At 71.0% G+C, this 19563-nt stretch carries 15 protein-coding genes; 14 read left to right on the plus strand and 1 reads right to left on the minus strand.

Annotated elements, in window-relative coordinates:
* The first annotated feature begins 144 nt into the window (after positions 1–144).
* The 13 genes from FRANEAN1_RS33555 (at position 145) to FRANEAN1_RS33615 (ending at position 15197) form a co-directional block, all read left to right on the plus strand.
* Positions 145–846 carry a hypothetical protein gene (locus FRANEAN1_RS33555; RefSeq protein WP_347176864.1) on the plus strand — a complete coding sequence of 234 codons (702 nt, stop codon included), beginning with the start codon at positions 145–147 and terminating at the stop codon, positions 844–846.
* A complete protein-coding gene (locus FRANEAN1_RS37630) occupies positions 843–1526 on the plus strand; it encodes a pilin (RefSeq protein ID WP_020464129.1) in 684 nt (227 codons plus the stop codon). Before FRANEAN1_RS33555 ends, FRANEAN1_RS37630 begins: the two co-directional genes overlap by 4 nt.
* 68 nt (positions 1527–1594) lie before the next feature.
* Positions 1595–2818 (plus strand): hypothetical protein, encoded by a 1224-nt coding sequence (locus FRANEAN1_RS33565; protein WP_347176865.1) that lies wholly within the window; start codon positions 1595–1597, stop codon positions 2816–2818.
* Positions 2819–2884: 66 nt separating this feature from the next.
* Positions 2885–3847, plus strand: coding sequence for a PrgI family mobile element protein (locus FRANEAN1_RS33570; protein WP_020464131.1), 963 nt, complete (start codon positions 2885–2887; stop codon positions 3845–3847).
* Positions 3844–5817 (plus strand): conjugal transfer protein TraC, encoded by a 1974-nt coding sequence (locus FRANEAN1_RS33575; protein WP_020464132.1) that lies wholly within the window; start codon positions 3844–3846, stop codon positions 5815–5817. Before FRANEAN1_RS33570 ends, FRANEAN1_RS33575 begins: the two co-directional genes overlap by 4 nt.
* A 231-nt stretch (positions 5818–6048) precedes the next feature.
* Positions 6049–8424 (plus strand): type IV secretion system DNA-binding domain-containing protein, encoded by a 2376-nt coding sequence (locus FRANEAN1_RS33580; protein ID WP_347176866.1) that lies wholly within the window; start codon positions 6049–6051, stop codon positions 8422–8424.
* Positions 8421–9410, plus strand: a complete 990-nt coding sequence (locus FRANEAN1_RS33585) for a replication-relaxation family protein (RefSeq protein ID WP_020464134.1) — start codon at positions 8421–8423, stop codon at positions 9408–9410. The genes FRANEAN1_RS33580 and FRANEAN1_RS33585 overlap by 4 nt, the downstream gene beginning before the upstream one ends.
* Positions 9407–10333, plus strand: coding sequence for a bifunctional lytic transglycosylase/C40 family peptidase (locus tag FRANEAN1_RS33590; protein ID WP_020464135.1), 927 nt, complete (start codon positions 9407–9409; stop codon positions 10331–10333). Before FRANEAN1_RS33585 ends, FRANEAN1_RS33590 begins: the two co-directional genes overlap by 4 nt.
* 823 nt (positions 10334–11156) lie before the next feature.
* Positions 11157–11426 carry a hypothetical protein gene (locus FRANEAN1_RS33595; protein WP_020464136.1) on the plus strand — a complete coding sequence of 90 codons (270 nt, stop codon included), beginning with the start codon at positions 11157–11159 and terminating at the stop codon, positions 11424–11426.
* A gap of 88 nt (positions 11427–11514) precedes the next feature.
* Positions 11515–11832 (plus strand): hypothetical protein, encoded by a 318-nt coding sequence (locus FRANEAN1_RS33600; protein WP_020464137.1) that lies wholly within the window; start codon positions 11515–11517, stop codon positions 11830–11832.
* Positions 11819–12142: a hypothetical protein gene (locus FRANEAN1_RS33605; RefSeq protein ID WP_041255069.1), complete on the plus strand. Its 324-nt coding sequence runs from the start codon at positions 11819–11821 to the stop codon at positions 12140–12142. The genes FRANEAN1_RS33600 and FRANEAN1_RS33605 overlap by 14 nt, the downstream gene beginning before the upstream one ends.
* A 101-nt stretch (positions 12143–12243) precedes the next feature.
* Positions 12244–13401, plus strand: a complete 1158-nt coding sequence (locus tag FRANEAN1_RS33610) for an AAA family ATPase (RefSeq protein ID WP_020464138.1) — start codon at positions 12244–12246, stop codon at positions 13399–13401.
* A gap of 83 nt (positions 13402–13484) precedes the next feature.
* Positions 13485–15197, plus strand: coding sequence for a VWA domain-containing protein (locus FRANEAN1_RS33615; RefSeq protein ID WP_020464139.1), 1713 nt, complete (start codon positions 13485–13487; stop codon positions 15195–15197).
* Positions 15198–15520: 323 nt separating this feature from the next.
* Here FRANEAN1_RS33615 and ltrA read toward each other — a convergent pair whose 3' ends face one another.
* Positions 15521–16774: a group II intron reverse transcriptase/maturase gene (gene ltrA, locus FRANEAN1_RS33620; RefSeq protein WP_020460956.1), complete on the minus strand. Its 1254-nt coding sequence runs from the start codon at positions 16772–16774 to the stop codon at positions 15521–15523.
* 755 nt (positions 16775–17529) lie between these two features.
* Between ltrA and FRANEAN1_RS33625 the strand changes: the two genes are divergently transcribed.
* Positions 17530–19092, plus strand: coding sequence for an ISL3 family transposase (locus tag FRANEAN1_RS33625; protein ID WP_347177275.1), 1563 nt, complete (start codon positions 17530–17532; stop codon positions 19090–19092).
* The last annotated feature ends 471 nt before the right edge of the window (positions 19093–19563 follow it).

Here is a 19563-nt window from a genome sequence, read left to right on the forward strand (position 1 = left end):
TCGCCTCGCCGACCTGTGCGTGAACGAGTGTCAGATCACCGTCAGATGGGTTGTGGCGTCCTTAGGGCCGACGGAACACAGGGCCTTACGGACGGGAGTCCATCAATCGTGGTGCATGACTCTGAGAACACGGCGGAATCATCGTTGGATCGGGTCGAGTCGACCTTCCTGGCTTTGACGGAGTCCCCGGGCGGGTTGGGCGTGAACGGCGCTGATTTCCCGGGGCTGGTGGACCGGTGGTTCGGCCTGCGGGAGTTGCGGGTGGAGGTGACCCGGCCGCAGACACCGTTGGCGACCCGGAACGCGGTGTGGGCGTTTCTCCTGCGGTCGCGGGAGGTGGATGCGTGGAAGGTCGCGGCGGCGGGGATGGCGATGCCGGCGCTGCGGCATATCGCCGCCACGCTGGCCCCGGCCTATCGCGGAGACATCGCCGATCTCGACGCCGAGGTGCTGACCGGCTTTATCGATGTGTTCGCTGGGCTGCCGGTGGGGGCGCGGGGAATCCCGGCCCGGTTGGTGTTCGGCGGGTACCGGGCGGGGCTGGTGGAGGTGGCGTCCTACCGCAGGCCCGGGATGGAGCTGCCGGTCCTGGGCGCGGTGCCGCCGTGGCCGTGGCTGGATGCGCGGTGGTTGCTGGCGCAGGCGACGGAACGGGCGGTGATCAGCCCGGTGGATGCGCGGCTGCTGGCGGCGAACCGGCTGCGGGGTGTGGCGTTGGCGGAGCTGTCCGCGCGGGGCCGCACGCCGGGTGAGGAGCTGGCGGTGCGCCGCCGCCGCGCGGAACGAGACCTGGTTGCCGCGGTCGCGGCCCGCCGGGTCGGCCCGGGGACCGGTGGTGGCCGATGACGGGACGAGGCCGGTCCCTGCGCCGACACACGCGCATGGTCGTACACACCGCGGGCACCGCGCTGCGCCGCCTGCTGGGGTCGGTCCCTCCCGCCGTGTGGCTGGGGGTGGCTGGGGGGCTGGCTGCGGCGGGGTGGCTGCTGCTCGCGCAGCCCGCCGGGGGGCCGACCGGGACGGGGGTGCTGGTGCCGTTCGGCTCGGTGGGGGACCTGGTCCGGCTGGGCTGCGCGGCGCTGGCTGGCTCGCTGACGATCCTGCTCCTGCTGGCCGGCGGTGTCGCGATGGGTTCACCCCCGAAGTGGACCCGGCGGCGCGAGTACCTGCTGCGGCTCGGGGTCGGGTGCGTGGTCGTCGTGGTCCTGCTGGTCGTGCTCTCGGATGTGGCGGGGGCTGCGGCGGTGGTGACGGGGCAGGAAGCGCCGCCGGCGCCGGCTCCGGTGTCGAGTGCTCCGGATCTGGAGACGGTTCTGAATAACGCCCGGAACTGGCTGATGGGCATCCTCGCCACCGTCGCGACGTTCTTCTTCACCCTCGGTGCGACCCGGTATCTGGGTGCGAATGGTGATCCCGGGGAGGTGGAGCGCGCGAAAGGCGCGTTCCGCAACGCCGCGATCGGCTACGGCCTCGCGGTCCTCGCGCCGTTGGTGTTGAAGGCGTTGCGTTCGGTAGTCGGCGCCTGATGCTCCGGGCAGGGCAGACGCCGCGACAGCCACGGGCGTGGGGGTGGCGGGCCGGGGTGGTCGTGTGCGTGCTGGCGGTAGGTGCGGGTGTGCTGGTGGCGTCGGCGGGGGTGGCGGGGGCGCAGACCGCGGTCCCGGCCGCGCCGTCCGCGACCACCCCGGCTCCGGCTGGCGCACCGGCGCAGCGGGTGGAACCCGCCGCCCCCAGGCCGCAGGTCCCCCCGGTCGTGCCGGCCCCCTCCGGCGGGGATGCGCCCGCTCCCTCCGGCGGGCCCTCCCCCGAGGGCTCCGAGGAGGCACCGGCGCCGGGGGAGGTGCCTCCGCCGCCGTCCGCGGAGCCGGCCCCGACCGCCCCCGGGTCGGAGAGCGACGGTGGCGGCGGTGGGGTGGTGGGCGCGCTGTTCGGCTGGGCGGACATCCCCGGCCGGATCCTTCGGGCGATCAATGGCTGGTTCGAGGGGCTCGTCGAGGCGGCGCTGGAGCCGGTCGTGCGTCTGCTCGGCCAGACCATTTTGAGTACTCCGGATGTGACGGAGCAGCCGCGGATCCGTGAGCTGTGGGCGGGCAGTGTGCTGATCGCGAACAGTGTGATGCTGCTGGTGTTGATGGCTGGTGGGGTCGCGGCGATGGGTTACGACAGTGTGCAGACCCGCGCCACCGCGAAAGAGATGCTGCCCCGGATGATTCTCGGGTTCGGGGAGGCGAACCTGAGCCTGCCGCTGATCGGCTGGTCGATCGATGCCGCGAACGCGCTGAGCCGGGCGTTCACGAACATGAGTGGGCTCGATGCCAGCGGGGCGTTCAGTGTGCTGCTGACGGTGCTGGCGGCCGGGCGGATCCACGGCATCTTCTTCGTCTTGTTGCTGATCGGCGTGGTCGGGATGATCGTGATGCTGCTGGTCGGCTGGGTGATCCGGGTGATCGTGCTGATGGGGCTGGCGGTCGCCGGTCCGCTGATGCTGATCTGCCGGGGCCTGCCGTGGACGGAGCACATCGCGAACCTGTACTGGCGGGCCACAGCCGGCTGCCTGGCGGTGCAGGTCGGCCAGTCGGTGCTGCTTGTCCTGGGCGTGCGGGTGCTGTTCGCCAGCGATGACGGGGCGTTCCATCCGGTGGGCGTGGCGGACAGTCTCGGGAACATCCTGACCGCCGCCGGCCTGTTCTACGTCGCGATCCGCCTGCAATCCACCGTCATGCGCACCGTCATGGGTGGCGGGCGCTCCACGGTCGTCTCACTGGTGAAGTACCGGCTGCTGCGCAAGGGCCTGCAGCATCTCGGCATTCCCCTCTGACCGCCGCCCCCGGCGCTCTCCCTCTCTCCCTCTTGTCGCTCTGTGGTCTGAAAGGCCGTGCTCGCTATGCCCGAAACATCCAGATTTGATAGGGTTCGGATTCCGTCCGATGTGGATCGGCCGGACCGGATCCTGGCCGGGTTGACCGCCCGTCAGCTGACCCTGCTCGCCCCACCGCTCCTGCTCGCCGTCGCGGTCTACTGGACCGCGTCGCCGTATCTGCCGTTGCCGGTGGTGGCGGTGCTGGTGGTGCCGCTGCTCGGCGGCGGCGCCGCGCTCGCACTCGGCCAGCGCGGCGGGGTGACCGCCGACCGGTACGCTGCCGCCGCCCTCGCCCATCACCGCGCCCCCAAGCTCCACCTCGCCGCCCCCGAAGGGATCCCGGCGCAGCCCGGCTGGCTGCCCGACATCCCCACCGCCCGCCGCCGCGCCCCGGTGCCGGCGAGGCCACTGGCCGCCGGGGTGGATGCGGCCGGGGTGATCGATCTACGCGGCGCGGTCGGCGTCGTTGCCGAAGTCCAGGGCGTGAACCTCGCCCTCGCCGGCGACAGCGACACCAGCCGGAAGGTCGCCGGCTATGGGCGGATGCTCAACGCCCTGTCCGGGCGGATCCAGATCACCGTCCGCGGCGTCCCGGTCCACCTCGACCCGCACCGGCACCGTTTGCGCAGCCTGGCGGATCAGATGCCTCATCCGGCGCTGGCCGCCGCGGCCCGTGACCACGCCAACTTCCTCGGCGACATCGCGGCGACCCGGCGGTTGCGGAGCCGGCAGATCCTGCTCACCGCCTATGAACCCGTCCCCGCGCTGCGCGGCGGCCGGGATACCGCCGCGGCGGTGGCGGCGCGCCGCCTCGAGGAAGCCCTCGGTCTGCTGGCCGCCGCCGGGCTGCGGGGGCGGATCCTCACTGGCCCCGAGCTGACCGGCCTGCTCGCTTCGGCCGCCGATCCCACCGGTCCGCCACCGCCCGACCGTGTCACCGCATCAGGTCCGGTGCTCGGCCGTACGCGGACCGGAGGCCGCCGATGAGCCGCCGCCGCAACCGCCTACACGTCGCCCCGCAGGGTGCGCCGTCCCGCAGCCGCCGGCCCCTGGTCCCCGGCCGCGGGCAAGGGGCGGGGCAGATGCTGCCCGTCGAGGGCCCGGCGCTGTTCACCCCGCCCGCGCTGGTGGTCGATGCCGGGCAGATCGAGGTCAGTGGGATCTGCGCGACCACGATCACCGTGGTCGGCTACCCGCGTGAAGTCGGACCCGGGTGGATGGAGCCGCTGCTGGCCTACCCGGGCCGCCTCGATGTCGCCCTGCACATCGACCCGACCCCACCCGCGGTGGCGGCGCTGCGACTACGCCGCCAACTCGGCCGGCTCGAATCCGGCCGCCGCGCCGACGCCGCGGCCGGCCGTCTCGCCGACCCCGAGCTCGACGCCGCCGCCCAAGACGCCGGGGAGCTGGCCCGTCAGGTCGCTCGTGGTGAGGCACGCCTGTTCCGGACCGGGCTGTACCTGACCGTCTACGCCGATAGCCGCGAGGAGCTCGCCGAGGAAGCGGCGCGGGTCACCGCGCTGGCGCACAGTCTGCTGCTCACGGTGCGCCGGGCCCGGTACCGGAGCGTGCAGGGCTGGGTGAGCACCCTGCCCCTGGGCCTGGACCTGCTCCAGATCCGCCGGGCGATGGACACCCAGGCGCTGGCCGCGGGGATCCCGTTCACCACCCCTGACCTGCCCCTACCCGACGTGGAACGCCCCGGAGCCGCACCCGTCGTCTACGGCACGAACCTGCACTCCGCCGGGATCGTGGCGCATGACCGGTGGGCGCAGCCGAACTACAACTCCGTCACCACCGGCGCCTCCGGCGCCGGCAAGAGCTTCCTGATGAAACTCGACCTCCTGCGCTCCCTCTACCAGGGCGTCGAGGCCGCCATTGTTGATCCGGAGGACGAGTACGGCCGGCTCGCCGCCGCTGTCGGGGGCACCCGCCTCGCGCTCGGCGAGCCTGGGGTGCACCTCAACCCCCTCGACCTGCCCGCCCACTCCCATCACGACCCCGACCTCCTCACCCGCCGCGCCCTGTTCTGCCACACCCTGATCACCACCCTGCTCGCCGGCACCGATGACGACAGCGGGCTGGGAGCCGGGGGCCGGGCCGCGTTGGACGCGGCGATCCTGAGCGCCTACCGCGCTGCCGGGATCACCCACGACCAGGCCACCTGGACCCGGCCCGCCCCGCTGCTCGCCGACATCGCCGCCGCCCTCACCGCCGCTGAGGACCCGGCCGGCCCAGCACTCGCCGCACGTCTCGCCCCGTTCGTCACCGGCTCGCATGCTGGCCTGTTCGCGCACGCGACCACCACCAGCCCGACCGGGCACCTTGTCGTCTACTCCCTGCGGGCGCTGCCCGACGAGCTGAAAGCCGCCGGGACGCTGCTCACCCTGGACGCGATCTGGCGGACCGTCGCCGACCCGGCCCGGCGACGGCGCCGTCTCGTGGTGGTGGACGAGGGCTGGCTGCTCATGGCACACCCCGCCGGCGCCCGCTTCCTGTTCCGCCTCGCGAAGGCCGCCCGGAAGCACTGGGCCGGTCTGGCCGTGGCGACCCAGGACTCCGCCGACCTCCTCAGCTCCGAGCTGGGCCGGGCGGTCGTCGCGAACGCGGCGACGCAGATCCTGTTGCGCCAGGACCCGACCGTGATCGACGACCTGCGTCGCGTGCACCGGCTCACCGATGGCGAAGCCACCCAGCTGCTCACCGCCGGTCCCGGTGACGCCCTGCTCCTGACTGGGACCGGGCAGCGCACCGCCCTGCACGCCCTCGCGTCCCCCGCCGAATACGACCTGATCACCACAGATCCGGTCGACACCACCACCGCCACTCCCACCGACACGGGCCCACTCGACCCGGCCTGGGCCGAGGACCCTGCCGTCGCGGCGACCGGGCCGGCCCGCGCTCCTCGCCGGCCGGCCGCCCGGCGGCCGGTGGACGACGACGCCGACCCGTTCTAACCCGGCCCCCTCTGCGCCGGGTGGTGCCGCCCCGGACGGCCGGCCGCAGCACCACCCGGGCCACCCCACCTCTGCCACGCCCTGTTTGTGCTGCTCACATGCCTGGAGGCATGCATGATCGTTGCTGTTTCGGCCCCTCCGCCGGGGCTTCCCCCCGTCCCTCCTCCACCCCCTCCACCGGCTCCGGAGCTGCCGGTCTGGCTCACCGACCCCAGCCGGATCGTCTCTGGCTTGGAGTCGTGGCTGGCCGCCCACGCCGACTGGTGGCCGGTCGCTGTCCTCGAGCTCGTTCTCCTGCTGGCCGCGGGGTACGCCCGCCGCCGGGTTCGCGCCCATCGGCATGTGGTGCTGTGTGAGGGGGCGCGGACGGTGGAGATCCTCACCCCGCCCGAGGTATCCGCCCACGCGGCGGAGATCTTCTGGGGTCAGATGGGCGGCCTGCAACGGGCGCGCTGGGACCGGCTCCTGCATGGCCAGCCGCATCTGGGCTGGGAACTGCTCGCCACCCGCGCGGGGACGGTGATCCGGCTGTGGGTCCCCGGCCCGGTGCCGCCGGGCATGGTCGAGCGGGCGGTGCAGGCCGCGTGGCCCGGTGCCCGCACTACGACCCGGCCTGCCGCCGCGCCGCTGCCGGACTACGCGCTGGCGATCGGCGGGCAGCTACGTCTGGCCCAGGTCGACGTGCTGCCGCTACGCGCGGACCCGTCCGGGGACCCGATCCGGTCCCTGCTGTCTGCCGCCTCCGAACTCGACGACAACGAGGCGGCGGTGGTGCAGCTGCTGGCCCGGCCGGTCACGGGCCGCCGGCTCACGCTCGCCCGCCGCGCCGCTGCCCGCCAGCGGGGCCAGTACGCCCCGACCCTGCTCAGCCGCGCCCTCGACCTGATCACCCCCCACGCCGGGCCCCGCCCGGCCGCCGGGCAGGTGGTGGGCAAGACGGGGCCGACACCGCCGGAGGACTCCGCGGCGTCCCGCGCAATCGGCCTCAAAGCAGTCGGCCCCCGCTGGGAAGCCACGGTCACCTACGCCGCAGCTCACCTCGCCCCGCCGATGACCAAGACCGGGCAGCAGGCCGCCACGACGATGCTGCGCGGCCGGGCACACGCCCTCGCCTCCGCGTTCGCGTTGTACGCCGGGCACAACTATCTGCGCCGCCTGAAACTGCCCCACCCCATCCCCGTGCTGGCGGGCCGCCGGCTGCGGCGCGGGGACCTGCTCGCGGTCGCCGAACTCGCCGCCCTCGCCCACCTGCCCCTGGACACCGCTGTCCCGGGGCTGTCCCGGGCCGGGGCCGCGGCCGTCGCGCCCCCGGCCGGGATCCCCGAAGCCGGACCCCGGGTCAAGCCGCTAGGGGAGAGCGAAGCGGGCCGGCGCCGCCGGGTCGGGTTGAACGTCGCCGACGCCCGCCATCACGTGCACGTCGTCGGCGCGACCGGGTCGGGGAAATCGACGCTGCTCGCGAACATGATCCTCGCCGATGCGGAAGCCGGCCGGGGGCTGGCGGTCTTCGACCCGAAAGGCGACCTGGTCAACGACGTCCTCGCCCGCCTCCCCGCGGACGCCGCTGACCGGGTCGTGCTCCTCGACCCCGAGGACGCTGCCGCCCCACCCTGCTTGAACATCCTCGACGGCGGCGACGCCGATCTGGCCACCGACCAGCTGGTCGGGATCTTCCGGCGGATCTGGGCCGACTCCTGGGGGCCGCGGACCGATGACCTGCTGCGCGCCACCTGCCTGACCCTGCTGGAACGGCGCACCCGCACCGGGATCACCCCGACGTTGGGCGACGTCGTCAAGGTCCTCACCGAACCGGACACACGACGTAAAGCCACCACCGGAGTCACCGACCCGATCCTCGCCAGCTTCTGGGAGTGGTACGGGCAGCTGTCTGACGGTGCCCGCGCGGCGGCGATCGGCCCGATCCTGAACAAACTCCGCGCCCTGCTGCTCCGCACCTTCGCCCGCCAAGCCCTGGCCGCCGGCCCGTCCACCGTCGACCTACGCGAGGTCCTCGACCGCGGCGGGATCCTCCTCGTACGCATCCCCAAAGGCGTGATCGGGGAGGACGCCTCCCGGATCGTCGGGTCGATCGTGTTGGCGAAGATCTGGCAGACCGTCCTACACCGGGCCCGCCTGCACCCCGACCAGCGCCCCGACGCCACCTGTTTTTTGGACGAAGCCCAAAACTTCCTCACGCTGCCGGGGGCGGTGGAGGACATGCTCGCCGAGGCCCGCGGCTACCGGCTGTCCATGACCCTGGCCCACCAGCACCTGCGTCAACTCCCCGACGATTTGGCCGACGCCCTGTCCACCAACGCGCGCAGCAAACTGTTCTTCGGCGTCAGCCCGAAAGACGCCGCGGACCTGTCCCGGCATGTCAGCCCCGTCCTGACCCAGCATGACCTCGCCCGGCTCCCCGCGTGGACGGCCGCAGCCCGGCTGGTGGTCGACCAGGCCGACACCGCGGCGTTCACCCTGCGGACCCGGCCTCTGCCACCACCTGTCGCTGGCCGCGCTGATGCGCTGCGGGTTGCGGCACGCCGGCACACCGGCGCACCCGATGCCGGGCGCGGCCCCCGGTCCGGTCAGGGCGGGGGTGGCCAGTGAGCGGCGGTGAGCAGACCCTGCTGGAGGTGTCCGGGCGGATGACCAGCCGGGACCGGTGGATGTTCGCGATGCTGCACGAACACCGGGTCCTGACCCGCCACCAGCTCACCCGCCTGGCGTTCACCGGTGACCGGATGACCCGGCTGCGTCTGGCGACCCTGACCCGGCTGCAGACCGTTGACCGGCTTCGCCCCTACTACGGTCAAGGCCGGGGTACCGGCCCCTACCATTACGCCCTCGGTCCGCTCGGTGCGGCGATCCTCGCCGCCGAGCGCGGTCTGAGTGTGGCCGAGCTCGGCTACCGCCGCGACAAGCTGCACGCCTGGGCGAACTCGCCGCGCCTCGGTCACCACCTCGGCGTCAATGCGGTGTTCACCGCCCTCGTCCACGCCAGCCGCCCCCGCCCCGACCATGAAGGGCTCACCGTCTGGTGGTCCGAACAGCGCGCCGCCGCGCTGTGGGGGCAGTGGATTCGCCCCGACGGCTACGGCACCTGGCAGACCGCCCGGCGCCGGCTCGACTTCTTCGTCGAGTTCGACACGGGCAGCGAAAGCCTCTCCCAGGTCGCCCGCAAGATCCCCGGCTACACCCGTCTCGCCGCCTCCAGCGGCCTGACCAGCCCCGTGCTGATCTGGCTACCGTCCGCGACCCGGGAACGGGAGCTGCGCGCCCGGCTCGCCGCGACCCCGGCCGGGGTCGTCATCGTCACCGCCGCCCCTGCCCCCCTCACCACCAGCCCCCTCTCACCCTCCGCGCCCTCCACCGAACCGCCTGACCTCGCCCCTGCCCGTCCGGTCTGGCTGCCGCTGAACGCCACCGCCCGGACCGACCTCGATGGGCTCACCACCCGCTACGGCACCCCGATCGTCAGCCGTTCCCCGTTCGACGAGCCCGACCCCACCGACGACGACGAGACCGATCCGGCGCCGGCACCGCGCCCACCCGCGCCGCACTTCGGGCCGCGGTCCCCCCTCGGCCCTGCGTGACCCGGCTCGTCCTCGGACTGTGCGCGCTGCTGCTCGCCGTACCGATCCTCGCCGGCGGCGTCGCGGCCGGACTCCTCGGCGGCGAGGCCGGCGGCGGCGAGCCGGCATCCGCCGCGGCCGCCGCGGGGGAGATCCCTGTCGACTACCAGCGGCTCTACGTCACCGCTGCGGCCACCTGCCCGGGGCTGCCGTGGACGGTGCTGGCCGCGGTCGGGAAAGTCGAGACCGACCACGGGCAGAACCCGGACTGGACCTCGCTGGCCGGCGCCCAGGGGCCGATGCAGTTTCTGCCTACCACCTTCGCCGCCTATGGGGTCGACGGCGACGCCGACGGCAGCACCGACATCAACAATCCCGCCGACGCTGTCTACTCCGCCGCCCATTATCTGTGTGCCTCCGGCGCACAGAACGGCGCGAATATTCCCGGGGCGCTCTACACCTATAATCATGATAATTCTTACGTGACGCGGGTTCTCACCCAGGCCGACGTTTACACCACCTCCGACCTCACCACCAGCAGCGGCCCGTCGGACGCGGCGCTGACCGCGGTGGACTACGCCACCGCGCAGATCGGCCTGCCGTATCTGTGGGGTGGGGACGGCCCCGATTATGGCGAGAAAGGCTTTGATTGTTCGGGGCTTACCCGGGCCGCCTACGCCGCCGCCGGAGTCACCATCCCCCGCGTCGCGCAGGCCCAGTTCAACGCCGGACCACGACTACCCCCAGGGGCCCCACTGGAAATCGGAGACCTCGTATTCTACGGCCCGTCCGACATTGACATCACCCACGTGGGAATTTACCTTGGCAGCGGGGAAATGGTGAACGCGCCCCGGCGCGGGGCCCCGGTCCGGACCGAAACCTACGTCCGACCCAGCTACCGCGGAGCCACCCGACCCGTCCCCGCGTCGGCCGGCTTTCCCTGACCCCGAGCCGCCTGCGCCGCCCGGCTGCGGTGGCGCAGGCGGGCCCGAGGGACGCTTACAGCGGAGGCCCCTCCAGCCATGCAGGGAAAATCCGAACCCCCACCCTCCTTTATACCCTCCATTATTCCCGCCACCATTCCCTCCATTATTCCCTCCGATTAGGGGCGGAGGGGGGCCTGGGAGGTAAAACCGCAGGTCAGCGGCCCGTGGCCCCCTCCGATGGTTGGCCAGGCTACGCCGCCCGGAGGCAGGAAAACACGTGCGGCGGCCCGGCGCCCGCCCGGGGGGCGGACACCGGACCACCTCACGGTTTTCCGCCTCCGGGCGGCTATCCGCCCTGGGTCCGGCGTCCCGCCGGCCCCAGGCCCGGCCTGCGCCCGCCCGCGTGCGCGGGGCCGGGCGCCGCCCGCCCGGGAAGGTGGGCGGCGGGCCGGCGCCGGTCGCGTGTGCGCAACCCCCACCACCCCCTTTCCGTTGTCGCGTCGAATCCGTTGTCACCATTCTATCTCATCCCGCGCGCATTCCCACCCCCATTTTCATGACTCTTTTCGCCCATTACCTATCCGCGCATACGCGGATAACTCGCTATCGACAATCAGGCAAGCGCATTTCCATGACTCTTTTCGAAAACATTCCCTAAAAAGTCATGGAAAACCCCTTCCCATTCGCGAATGGGTCAGGTTAATGTTGTCCCACACCGAAAACGCACCGCCCGAACGGGAACGCGAAACGCGAAACCCGAACGGGAAACCGGTACCGCATCACGCGACCGGATGTGCACATCGATCGGTGAACCACCCCCCACCGTGAAAAGGAGACACCCGTGCGCCTGCCCCGATTGCGCCACCGCCCGGCCCGCCCGGTCGGTATCGGAGGAGCCATCGACGCGGAGGACACCTGCGTCATGACGTCGGAGTTCGCCAACGGCGGATCCCCGATCCGGATCACCGTCTTCCAGGACCCCGTCGGCGGTATGGCGGTCCACATCGATACCCCGGTCACCTTGCGCTACGGCGGTGCCCACCTGCGAGACCTGGAGATCTACGTCGACGACGGATGCGTCTACGACGGGTACACGGCCAGCCGCACCTGACCTGCCTGAGGTGGGTGCGCGGCACCCCGCGCACCCACCTGTCCCGGCCCCGCCGCCCACCCAGCTCCCCCCGGCCCCGGAGGCAGTGATGGCTAGCCGCACGACCACACCCACCATCGCGGTGTTCCCCCACCCGACCGGGGTCTACTACGCGCACCTGGTCGACCCCGCCGCCGGAATCAACACCGTCGCCCCGACCCCGTTCGACACCGCCGTCCTGGCCGTCGAACACGTCGCCACGCGGCTGCGGAAGGTGCGCGGCAATGAGGACGCCGTCATCCGACCGTTCCGCACCGCCGACAAGTGGATCAACCACGCCCGGCACGAAGGGCACCTGGACGCGATCACCGAAGCGTTCCCCCACCCCACTCCCCGCGAAGGAACCGATCACGATGCCGCGTCCTGACCAGTCCTGCGACTTCCTCGCCATCGGAAACGTGATGGTCACGATCGACGATCACGGCTACGACATGACATCGGTATCGATCCGCACCCTGAAGGATCCGATGGCCCTGACGATCACCCTCAACCAGGAAGCGATCTTCGAAGCGGACGGGTCGTTGCCGGACCCCCGCGTGGTCGACCTGGTGAGCAGCCTTCGTCCGGGTACCGCCCGCTGGTCGGCGCCGTGCCCGTGCGGCGGCGCGACGACCAGAACGGGCCCCGGCCGTGCCCGTGGCATCGCCCGGATCCTGCGCAGGCTTCGCCACCGGTAGCAGCCCCTGCCTCACCCCCGGGTCGGGGTGGCGTGCGGATCCGCGCCACACGCCACCCCACCCCCAGCCACCCCGCACCCCGACCCTGCCTGGAGATCAGGATGAGCAGCCCTGCCCCGACCCCCTCCGCCCCCGCCGCCTTTCGCCTAGCACCAGGCGGACTGCACGAAATGGTCGCCCGCTACCTGCTCGATCACCCTTCCGCATCCCACACACCGACCGCCGTGGCGAAGGCGTTGACCCGTAGCAACGGCGCCGTGGGCAACGCGCTGCACCGTCTGGCCGAGGCCGGGCAGGCGACGTTGACCAGCACCAAACCCCGCCGGTACACGGCCACCCCCACCACGCGGGACGCATTCGGACGGACCGGCATACCGCCCGTGGCAAGGCCCCGCCCGGCCCCGGCACCGCCCCCGGCGGCGGTGCCGAAGCCCCGGCCGGCCCTTCCGCCCACGACGCCGGATGGGGGGATCATCCGCCCGTCGGGGCAGGTGTACCGGCCCCGGAAGCTGGCGGACCTGCCCGACGTGGAAGTCCTGCGCAAGCTACGCACGGCCGAAGTACCGGTCCTGCTCTACGGCCCGCCCGGTACGGGGAAGACGAGCGTGATCGAGGCCGCCTTCGGCGACGATCTGATCACGATCGCGGGGGATGGTGACACCCAGGTCGGTGACCTGATCGGTGAGTACACCCAGACCCCCGACGGCCGGTACGAGTTCGTCTACGGGCCGCTCATCACCGCCATGCAGGAGGGGAAGGTCCTCCTCGTCGACGACGCCACTCTGATCAGCCCGGCGGTGCTCGCGGTGATGTACCCGGCGATGGACGGCCGGAAAAGGATCATCGTGAAGGCGCACAAGGGCGAGGCGGTAGAAGCAGCCCCCGGCTTCTACGTGATCGCTGGACACAACCCGGGTGTCCACGGGGCGATCTTGAGCGAAGCGTTGTCATCCCGTTTCGCGGTGCAGGTCGAAGTGTCGACCGACTTCGATCTCGCCACCAAACTCAAGATCGACAGCAGGGCGGTGCGGGTCGCGCGGAACCTCGCGCGGCGCCGCGAGTCCGGGGAGATCGGCTGGTCCCCGCAGCTGCGAGAGCTGATCGCCTTCCAGAAGATCGCGGACGTGTTGGGTGTCCCGGCGGCGGCAGCGAACCTGATGGGGATCGCGCCGGCCGAGGACCGGCCGGTGGTCGCGGACACGGTCGAGAAGGTCTTCGGGATCAAGCTCGCGCCCCTCGCCCTCGGCAAGCAGATCTAACCCCTCACCCCCGCCGTTGCGACCCTGTGACGTGCGGGGGGTGGGCGCAGCCCTGCCCACCCCCCGCACCGAGGAGCCCTGCCATGAAGCAGCAGCACGTACACACCGACCCGACCATCCCTGCCCCCGACCCTGAGGGAGAGTGGCTACGGATCTCCGCCGCCATGACCGGCGCCGTGACCGCGATCGCGGGCCGTGAGGACCTGGTCGTCACCTGCGCCCCCGGTGCGGGCCGAGGGTCCCCGGGCGTGCATATCGGCACCCTCGGCGTGATCGAAGTCGACGGGACCCTTCTGCCCGCCGGGGTGGATCCGACCACGGCGCTCGGCGCTGAGCGGGACGCGAGACGGTACCCGGCCCTGTGGGGGGTGCTGACCCACGAAGGCGCGCATGCCGCCCACACCCGGTGGCGCACTTCGATCGAGGCGCACACCCCCGCAGGTCAGGCTGCCGCTCTGCTGGAAGAGGCCCGGATCGAAGCCGCGCAGATCGGCCGCCGCCCCGAAGACCTCAGGTGGCTGCGGGCCGCCAGCACGACCCTCATCCTCTCCGAGTTCCTCCCCGACTCGCCCCCCGGCCCCTCCTCCCCGGGGAACCCGCCGCTCCCGGGCGCGGTGAGCGCACCGCCCCCGGTCGCACCCACGGTGAGCGCACCTGCGGTCTCGATGACACGCACCGTCGCCGCCCAGGCCGCTGCCCTCCTGCTCGCCCGTGCCGACGCGGGCATCCTCACCGCCACCGAAACCGCGCCGCTGGAGCAGGTCTGCGCTCAGATCCTCGGCGAGGACCTGGAGGAGCTGCGGCGCATCTGGACAGCCGCGCAGCAGGTCGCCGATGACGACAGCGCCACGATGCTCCGCCTCGGCCAGCAGTGGCTCGACGTCGTCGGCGACGAGGAGGAGGAGGGTGGCCCCGGCGAGTCGAACCAGCCCGCCCCCGGCGGGACACCGGCGCAGCCCAGCGCACTGGGGCAGGCCATCGCCCAGGTCCTCACCGAGGCAACCCGCACCGAACCGGGGGGGCTGCCGTCGGCGGGCAACTTCGGTGGGCAGACGCAGACTGCCGGAACACGGGCACCGACCCGGATCGAACGGCAGGCAGCCGGGCAACTGGCGCGGGCGTTGCGCCGCGCCGCCCAACCCGAACGGACCGCCACCACGATGGCCAGTCCGACTCCACCTGGCCGGCTGCGGATGCGCGGCGCGTTGGCCGCCGACGCCCAACGCGCCGCCGGTGCCCTGCCCACGGCCCGGCCGTTCACCCGCACCGTGCGCAAAAGGGTCCCGCAGGCGCCGCTGCGGCTCGGGATCGCGTTGGACGTGTCCGGTTCCATGGGCAGCTTCGCGCGGCCCGTCGCGTCGACCGCGTGGATCACCGCGACGGCTGCCGCCGCCGTGCCTGGTACCCACACCCAGACCGTGATCTTCGGCCGGCATGTGCGGACCATCACCCACCCCGGAGCCGCACCCAGCAGGGTCACCGAGTTCCGCTGCGATGACAAGCGGCACGCCTTCCCCGAAGCCGTCGACCAGCTCACCGCCACCCTCAGCCTCGACCGGCCCGGTGGCGCCACCCGCCTCCTCGTCGTGATCTCCGACGGTCTGTTCGGTGACGACCAGCGCGACCGTGGGGAAAGCCGCCTGCGCCGGCTGGCCGCCAGCGGCTGCCACCTGCTGTGGATCACCCCCGACGACACCGACGACCCGATCCCACCCGCGCACCGGGTCACCCTCCCCGGGCCCGCGCAGGTCGCCGGTGCGATCGCCCGCGCCGCCCTGCGCGCCCTCACCCCCTGAACACCACCCGGGCGCGGCCCCGCACCCCGGGGCCGCGCCCGGACCGAGCCCCAGACGACCGGAAAACCATCACCCACCTTTGAAACGGAGCTTCCGGTGCATGTTTTCGATGTCACCTGCCGTGTTGGCTACACGGACGGTTTCTGGTCGGGTCGCCCGGGGGAGTTTCACCCCCGGGCGCCCACAGATCCGGACGTGAACCTCTCGGCTCATCCGGCTCTTGCTGCGCATCACGGACGGTGCTCGCTTAGTCGCCGCTGGCTGTGGCTCATCCCATGGAGGTTGGCCGCAGCCCCCGGCGTCCGCACCGCCCTGCGGGGCGGTCAGTACCGCAACGCCCAGTGCGCAAACAGGTCAGGGGACCGTTCCCGGACTCCCTTGAGCCATGCCCACGCCCTACGCTCACTTCGTGTCAGCCGTTTGTACTTCTTCCTCGCCCAGCGCACGAGATGGCTGTCAATGCGCGTGCCGATGGGTAGCACCACGCTCGGGTAGAACATGGTGAAATATTCTAGCCAACCCGCCACTTTCGGGTTGATGTCCGCGGCGAGTTGATCCAGTGTCAGGTTCGTTCGCCTGTGCAGCCTCAGGTCGCGCATTTCGCGGCTGAACGAGGCCACCCGATCCGGCGCGGCACCCGGGATGAAGCTGGTGAAGCGTTTCTTCTGGGTGCCGTTCCATGCCACTCGTGGCCTGAAGGTATACGACAGGAACGTGAACGACGTGTTTTCATAGTCGCCACCTCGGTTGCTGTCCTTGCAGTACACGATCCGGGTCTTGTCGGGGTGAGCTTCCAACCCGACTTCGACAAGCCTTGCCACCACCGCGTCCCGCACTTCCCTGGCCTGTTCCAGGCTCACACAGTGAAACACAACATCGTCCGCCCACCGCTCGAATGGAACGGTCGGGAACTCGCGCGCCATCCAGGCGTCAAGGCCCCAGTGCAGATAGATGTTAGCCGCCAGCGGGGAGAATGGGCCACCCTGGACTGTGCCCATGGTTCTCTCTTGCAGGGTTCCGTCGGCATGCTTCGTCGGCGCTTTCAGACAGCGTTCCACGTACATCAGGACCCATTTCTGGTCCGTGTGGTACGCCACCGCCTTCAGCAGCTTTTCCCACGGCACGGTGTCGAAGAACTTCCGCACGTCCAAGTCAACGACCCAGTCGTGCGACCAGCACCGCTTCCGGCAGACCTCGAGCGCCTGGCGCTGCGAACGGCCTGGTCTGTAGCCGTACGAGTCCCGGTGGAACACCGGCTCGACCTTCGGCTCCAGAGCCAGCTTTAGCACCGTCTGCGCTACGCGATCTACTACATTGGGAATGCCGAGGGTTCTTGCTCCTCCTTTCACACCTTTCTTCGGGATCTCCACCGCTCCGACGGGTCCGGGGAAGTACGACCCCGACGACATGCGGTTCCACAGCACGTACAGGCGATCCTTCACGTTCGCCTCGAACTGCTCGACCGTCACTCCGTCGGGCCCCGGTGCCCCACCGTTTTCCTTCACTTTCAGCCAGGCATCCCACACCAGCTGTTTGGGGATCTCAAACGACTTTCCCCGCGATGCTGGTCCACTCACACGCATCCTCCCCTTAAGCCGGTTGTGCGCACTTGTGTTCCACGCAGCCCTTCCCCTTGGCTCCAGCCCGACCGCGAAAAGCCGGTTTTCATAGCTACTCGGGAAGGTCCGCCCGCGCGCTTCGCAACCGGTACCTGCACCTTGCGGATTCCGCCGCTTGGCGCGTCCCTTCTCGCCTCCGGCCAACCCGGCCGTCGTCACTTTCTCCGCGCGCGTTCACATGTTCCGTACGAGAGCAGCAGATCGGTCTGATGCCACCTCTACGCCGGACGCCGCCCGGGCAGTAAACGGGTATCCCCCGAGCTTGTCCCAGGATGCAGAACAGACCCTGGTTTCGACGTCACCTAAATCAGTTACGACGCTTCAGACGGCAGTAGGCTTGCACCCTTTCGCTCATCTTCCCGATCCCCACCTGCCCGGGTTCACCCGGACTTTTCCCAGACCGTTCAACACCACAGTCTTCAGCTAAGGCACCGCTGGGTGGTTTGGAGCCTCCCCCCGCAGGGCGACTCCGAAGGGCCTCACGGTGCTCGCTACGAAGGAGCGCCGCATCCTCCATCTCCCGCACAGCATTTCGGAGAGTAAGGTAGCCATCACATAGCACTCACCTTCCGTTTTCATGTTCACACGATCTGGCCCTGATCTTGTGATCGGAGTGGCCCCGGGGGTGCCTGCTACCTGAGGCCGGCCTGCTGTGATCATGTGCCGGGTGCCTCTCTGACCTTGGGGTCCTGCTTCCGCATCTGGCGGGTCTGATCGTCGACCGCGTCGACCGGACTGGTGATCGCTTGCGGTTGTGGGCCCGTGTTCGAGGGCCGGGTGGGGCCTGTCCAGGCTGCGGGGTGGTCTCGGAGCGGGTGCATGGCCGGTATCGGCGGCGGTTGGTCGATGCTGCCATCGGGGGTACCCACGTCGAGATCGATCTGCTGGTCCGGCGGTTCCGTTGCCTGGACTCGGGATGTTCGAGGGTGACGTTCGCGGAGCAGGTCGTGGGTCTGACGAGTCCACATGCCCGGTTCACCCCACTCGCCACCGGGATGATCGAGGCGATCGGGTTGGCGCTGGCGGGCAGGGCCGGTTCGCGTCTCGCCGGGCGGGTGGGGCTGTGTGCTGGCCGGAACACGGTGCTGCGTCGGGTGCGGGCGTTACCCGATCCGCAGGTGGGTGTCGTGGCGACCCTCGGTGTGGACGATTTCGCGGTGCGTCGGGGCCGGGTCTACGGAACGGTCCTGGTCGATCTGGACCGTCACCGGCCGGTGGACCTGCTCGCGGATCGGGAGGCAGCGACGTTCGCCGGCTGGCTGGCCGAGCATCCCGGTGCGCAGGTGATCTGCCGGGATCGGGCCGGTGCCTACGCCGACGGTGCCCGTACCGGTGCACCGGACGCGGTGGAAGTGGCTGACAGGTGGCATCTGTGGCACAACCTCGCCGGGCACGTCGAGGCGACTGTCGCCCGCCATCGTTCCTGCCTGAAAGAACCCTCCCTGCCGGCCGTCGAGGCCGTCGCGAGCCAGCCGAGCGACGTCGACGAGGCGGTAACCGAGGCGCGGGACGAGCACTTCGAGAGCCGGGCGTTCGTGCGCAACGCCCGCGAGCGGTATGCCGCCGTCCAGGACCTCAAAGCGCAGGGCCTGGGCATCAAGCCGATCATGCGGGAGCTGGGGCTGGCGAAGGAAACGGTCCGCAAGTACTACCGCGCGGCCACCATCGAGGACGTCCTGGCCAAGACCCGCGACGGACGCGGCTCGGTCCTACGGCGGTGGGAGCCCTACCTCAACGAGCGGGTGAATGCTGGGATCACCAATGGCAGCCAGCTGTTTCGGGAGATCCGCGAGCAGGGCTACCCCGGAAGCCAGGCCACCGTCCTGGCTTACCTCCGCCTGCTGCGCACCGCCGGCAGCACCGCACCCGCAGCGTCGCCGGCGCCGAAGGTCCGCACCGTGACCCGGTGGGTCCTCACCGATCCCGAACACCTCGACGAGGAGGAAACCCTCGCGTTGAAGAAGGTTCTCACCCGCTGCCAGCACCTGCAGACCCTCGCGGGCCATGTCACCGCGTTCGCGCAGATGCTCACCGGACGCCACGGCGACCGGCTCAACACCTGGATCGCCGCCGTCGACGCCGACGACCTCCCTGAACTGCACCGTTTCACCCGCGGCCTGCTCCGCGACCACGACGCCGTCCTCAACGGACTGACCCTGCCGCACAGCTCCGGACAAGTTGAAGGCACCGTGAACCGCATCAAAATGATCAAACGTCAGATGTACGGCAGAGCGAACTTCGACCTCCTCCGCAAACGCGTCCTGCTCGCGACCTGACCGCCGCCCGGGTCCACTTCGATCACAAGATCAGGGCCAGATCCACTTGAATCCCGTAGAGCCACCGTGTCCTGATCCAGCTACGCGACGCCGACGGCCATTCCGCCAACCCGACCCTCAACCCGGGCGATCTGGTCGCGTTCTTCCCGGACGGGTGCCCGGAGACGGCGCCCGCCGGCTGGCCGCACGACACGATCAGCTACGACGGTCCTCACGCGAGCACGATCTGCCCCGAGTGCGTCGAGTCGTGGCGCGCGGACTACCTGGTGTCTCAGCCGTGCACGGTCCCGGCCGGCACACCGCTGAGCCTGTATCTCCCGTGGGTCGCACCCCAGCCGGTGCCCGCGACACCCGAAGGCAGACCCCACCCGGCCGACACCGCCCCGCAGCGGGCCCGCATGTCCGCCTGACCCTGCCCGTCCTGGGGGTGCGCCCGCCCGGCGGGCGCACCCCCCCGGCCCCACCTGTTCC

It is taken from the genome of Parafrankia sp. EAN1pec, assembly GCF_000018005.1.
Lineage (GTDB): Bacteria > Actinomycetota > Actinomycetes > Frankiales > Frankiaceae > Parafrankia > Parafrankia soli.